The organism is Mesorhizobium sp. P5_C1, from assembly GCF_054049815.1.
On sequence record NZ_JBFULQ010000465.1, the window covers coordinates 1 to 4,304 of the forward strand.

The 4,304-nt window shown below is 61.3% G+C and carries 3 protein-coding genes and 1 pseudogene; 1 reads left to right on the forward strand and 3 read right to left on the reverse strand.

The features are described 5' to 3' along the window. Positions 1-168: 168 nt before the first annotated feature. Entirely contained in the window at positions 169-621 is a 453-nt protein-coding gene (locus tag ACXJ7R_RS25860) for a lipocalin-like domain-containing protein (RefSeq protein ID WP_457154309.1), read from the reverse strand. A gap of 447 nt (positions 622-1,068) precedes the next feature. Here ACXJ7R_RS25860 and ACXJ7R_RS25865 point away from each other — a divergent pair, with 447 nt between their 5' ends. After that, positions 1,069-1,755, forward strand: a complete 687-nt coding sequence (locus tag ACXJ7R_RS25865) for a YjbE family putative metal transport protein (protein ID WP_457154310.1) — start codon at positions 1,069-1,071, stop codon at positions 1,753-1,755. 74 nt (positions 1,756-1,829) lie between these two features. Here the strand turns inward: ACXJ7R_RS25865 and ACXJ7R_RS25870 are convergent, their stop codons facing one another. Together ACXJ7R_RS25870 and ACXJ7R_RS25875 are read right to left on the reverse strand one after the other, a co-directional pair. Then, complete coding sequence (locus ACXJ7R_RS25870; RefSeq protein ID WP_457154311.1) at positions 1,830-2,855, reverse strand: NADP-dependent oxidoreductase; 1,026 nt, start codon at positions 2,853-2,855, stop codon at positions 1,830-1,832. Between the two features lie 29 nt (positions 2,856-2,884). Further along, positions 2,885-4,208: pseudogene (locus ACXJ7R_RS25875) on the reverse strand (LLM class flavin-dependent oxidoreductase). Positions 4,209-4,304 lie beyond the last annotated feature (96 nt).

Here is a 4,304-nt window from a genome sequence, read left to right on the forward strand (position 1 = left end):
CATTTACAGTCGCTTCGGCGGCGCTGCCCTGAGGCGCGCGGGTCGAAGCCGCCGGTATATAGTGACATCCTCACGCAATGTCGACTCTGCTCGCCATCAGGTAGTATCTCAGTTTGAAATCTTGCGATGCGGTCGATGCCGAGACCTGAGAGGCAGATCGACCCAGGGTCATTTCTCTCGCACATAGGTCACTTCGTGAATAATCTCGCGCCCGTCGAACGGATTTTGGGTGGGGGGCGAGGTGTAAGTCAGCGTATGTTCGTCGACTTTGCAGAACCGCACCTGTTCCGTGCCACTCCATGCTTCATTCCAGCTCATGTCGACATGATGGACAACGCGATCTGACTCAACCGTATAGCTGCCCGAATAGGCGAACATCGAGTCGAACAACGCAATCTTCTCTTCGTCGGATGGTGGCAAACGCTGCGGCCGATTGCGATTGTTCCTAAGGATAAAGAAAATGACGCGCTCAGGTGTATAGATGACGATGCCATGAGGTTCCTGACCCAGAGCTGGCTGCCGCTCCCCGGTCGAAACGTCTCTCGTCATCCAAGACGTCATTCGCCAGCTTCCAAGCAGGAGTTCGCGGCGAATTGGTTGAACGGGCATATCTTCAGCCATTGCCCACACCTCCGTTATTCCTTGGCAGAGCGCTCGCTATGCCATCCGCGTGGCCCGGCTTCGGCGCAGTTGCGTCCAACGAGGAGCGCATTAAGGCGATCCACGTCATCCGGGCATGTCTGGACGGCATATGGCATGAAGCCTCCCCCATGCTTTGCGGAAAGCATACAGGAGTTCGGCCCGGATCGCGACCAGCGAGCCTTCAAACCGAGACACCACCCGATCATGCGCATCGACAACGGCGCAGGGAATGCCGCCGCCGCGTCCAGGCCGATAATGTGCTGGAGTTCATGCCGCCATTGACGCTGCCGCAGGGCGAGGTGCGGTTGCAACAGGCTACCCCTATCTTGCCGGAAGCGAAGCCCCATATGCATGGTAGGATCCATTCGTCTTGCTGAGTCCCTGCTTAGGGTAGGAAAAACTGCGAACGACAGGGAAGCTTACCGGATGTCCCTTGGGATCGATCAGGCGACGATCACAGCCTATCTGGAAGTCATCACCATCAATCTCGTTCTGTCGGGCGACAATGTCGTGGTGATCGGCATGGCGGCCGCGGGCCTGGCAAAGGCGCTGCGGCAGAAGGCGATCATCGCCGGCATCGCCGCAGCGGCTGTCATCCGCATCGTCTTTGCCGTGGTGGCCGTGCAGTTGCTGGCGATCCCGGGCATCATGCTGGTCGGCGGCCTGCTGTTGTTCTGGGTCTGCTGGAACATGTTCGGGGAATTGCGATCCGCCGGCGATGCCGATGACGGGGACGGTGCAGACGCCGATCCGACCGTGGCTTTCCTTGCAGCGACACGACCGGCCAAGGCGCTGCGCACAGCGATCGTGCAGATCGTCGTTGCCGACGTTTCGATGTCGTTGGACAATGTGCTCGCCGTGGCAGGCGCTGCCAGCGACGACATGGATGCGCTGGTCTTCGGCCTCATCCTGTCGGTGGTTCTGATGGCGGTCGCCTCGACGCTGGTGGCGGCGCTGCTGGCCAGGCATCGCTGGATCGGCTGGCTCGGCCTTGCGGTCATCGTCTATGTCGCAGGCAGCATGGTGCTGGATGGTGTCGAGCAGTTGAAAGCACTCGACTATTGGACGGTTCTTTCAAGAACGTCGAGCCCGATGGGAGCGTCAACAAGTTAGAGTATCCATGCGGGCCAAGGATTGAGCGACCATTTCTGGATTCGAAACCCCGAAAATCCTCTTGGGCAAAGCCCTCAGGGACTTTCGGCGACCCGCACGATGAGCTTGCCGAAATTCTTACCCTCGAGAAGGCCAAGGAAGGCTCGCGGAGCGTTCTCTATGCCATCCACGATATCTTCCCGGTAGCGAACGCGGCCGGATGCTATCCAGTCGGCCATGTCGCGGTAGAAAGCCGGGCGCTGGTCGACGAATTCACGCTGAATGAACCCCCTGATCGTCAGGCTTCGGTGGAGTACCTGCTGCATCAGCGTYGGCAGCCGATCGATGCCGGACTCCGCGATGACATTGTATTGCGCGATCAACCCGCAGACCGGCACGCGGGCAAAATCGTTCAACAGGGGGAACACCGCATCCCAGACAGGGCCGCCGACATTCTCGAAATAGATGTCGATGCCATCAGGGCACGCCGCCTTCAGCTGCGCGGCAAAATCATCGGCACGGTGATCGACGACCGCATCGAAGCCGAGCTCCTGCCGCACGAAAGCGCATTTGTCAGCTCCGCCGGCAATGCCAACGGCACGCGCGCCCTTGATGCGGGCGATCTGTCCAACGGCTGACCCGACCGCGCCGCTGGCCGCCGCCACGACGACCGTCTCGCCAGGCTTTGGCTGTCCAATCGTGAGCAGGCCGGCATAGGCGGTGAAGCCCGGCATGCCGAGAACGCCGAGTGCCGTGGTGACGGGCGCCGCCGCGGGTTCGAGCTTGCGCAGCCCGACGCCGTCGGACAGTGCAAAGCTCTGCCATCCCGAGTGCGACAGGACGACATCGCCTTCAGCGAAGCCGGCGTGGCGGGATCTGACGACACGCGCAACCGTACCGCCTTCCATCACGCCGTCGATCTCGACCGGCTTGGCATAGGATTTGGCGTCGTTCATCCGCCCGCGCATATAGGGATCAAGCGACAGATAGAGGATCTGCAGGAGGAGTTCGTTCTCCGCCGGCTCGACAATTTTAACCGTCTCGATACGAAAATCGCCTGGCTTCGGCCGGCCTTGCGGTCGCGCTGCAAGCACGATGCGGGTGTTTGTCTGGGCTGACATTTGGGGACGACCTCGCTGTCAAGGACACTCTACTCGAAAAACCGGTTGGGCGRCCGCTTCAGGCCAAGATTCTGGCGCAATGTCGTTCCCTCGTACTGCCGCCTGAAGATCCCCCTACTCTGCAGTTCGGGCACGACCTTCTCGACAAAGTCGTCGAGCCCGGCGGGCAGATAGGGAAACATGATGTTGAACCCGTCGGAGCCCTCGGTGGCCAGCCATTCCTCCATTTCGTCTGCGATCGTTTGAGGTGTACCGACGAAAGCAAGGCCGGAATAGCCACCCAGCCTCTGGGCAAGCTGCCTGACGGTCAGGTTCTCGTTGCGCGCCAGTTCGATGACACGCTCGCGGCCGCTCTTGCTGGCATTGGTTTCGGGGATTTTGGGCAAGGCCGCGTCCGGATCAAAACCGGATGCGTCATGCCCGATCGCGATCGACAGCGAAGCAATGCCGCTCTCGTAATAGACGAGGCTGTCGAGCTTCGCCCGCTTGGGACTGCGCGTCCTCGACGCTGTCACCGACGACGACAAAGGCGCCGGGCAGGATCTTGATGTCGTCGCGCGAGCGGCCGAGTTTCTCCGCACGACTTTTGACGTCGGCGAAGAAACGTTGGCCCGCGGCGAGGTCGGCATGCGCGGCAAAAATGACTTCCGCCGTCTCTGCCGCCAGTTGCCGCCCTGCCTCCGACGCGCCGGCCTGGACGATGACCGGCCAGCCCTGGATTGGCCGGGCGATGTTGAGCGGCCCGCGCACCGAGAGATGCTCGCCCTTGTGATCGAGCACACGCAATCTGGAAGGATCGAAATAGAGACCGCTTTCAGCGTCGCGGATGAAGGCATCGTCAGCGAAGCTGTCCCACAGGCCGGTCACGACATCATAGAATTCCCGTGCCCGCCGGTAGCGCTCGTCATGCTCGACATGTTCGTCGATGCCGAAGTTGAGCGCCGCATCGGGGTTGGATGTGGTGACGATGTTCCAGCCGGCGCGGCCGCCGCTGATATGGTCCAGCGAGGCGAAGCGGCGGGCGATGTGGTAGGGCGCGTCGAACGTCGTCGATGCGGTTGCGACCAGCCCGATATGATCGGTGACGGCGGCCAGCGCCGACAGCAGCGTGAACGGCTCGAACGACGTAACCGTGTGGCTGCGCCGCAGCGCCTCGATCGGCATGTTGAGAACGGCCAGATGGTCGGCCATGAAGAAGGCGTCGAACTTCGCCGCCTCCAGGGTCTGGGCGAAGCGCTTCAGATGCGCGAAGTTGAAATTGGCGTCGGGATAGGCGCCCGGATAGCGCCAGGCGCCGGTGTGCAGGCTGACGGGGCGCATGAAAGCGCCAAGCCGCAATTGTTTCTGTGTCATGAAAATCGTTCCGACCGATCAATATGGTCGAGCGCCATCGCTCGAATCCTGATCTTTAGGATCGGCCGGTCCGCCCAACCCGGGAAGGTATTCCGT

Excerpts from the sequence above, each read along its gene's own strand:
- ACXJ7R_RS25860 (WP_457154309.1), bottom strand. The coding sequence starts at position 621 with ATGGCTGAAGATATGCCCGTTCAACCAATTCGCCGCGAACTCCTGCTT.
- ACXJ7R_RS25865 (WP_457154310.1), top strand. The coding sequence starts at position 1,069 with ATGTCCCTTGGGATCGATCAGGCGACGATCACAGCCTATCTGGAAGTC.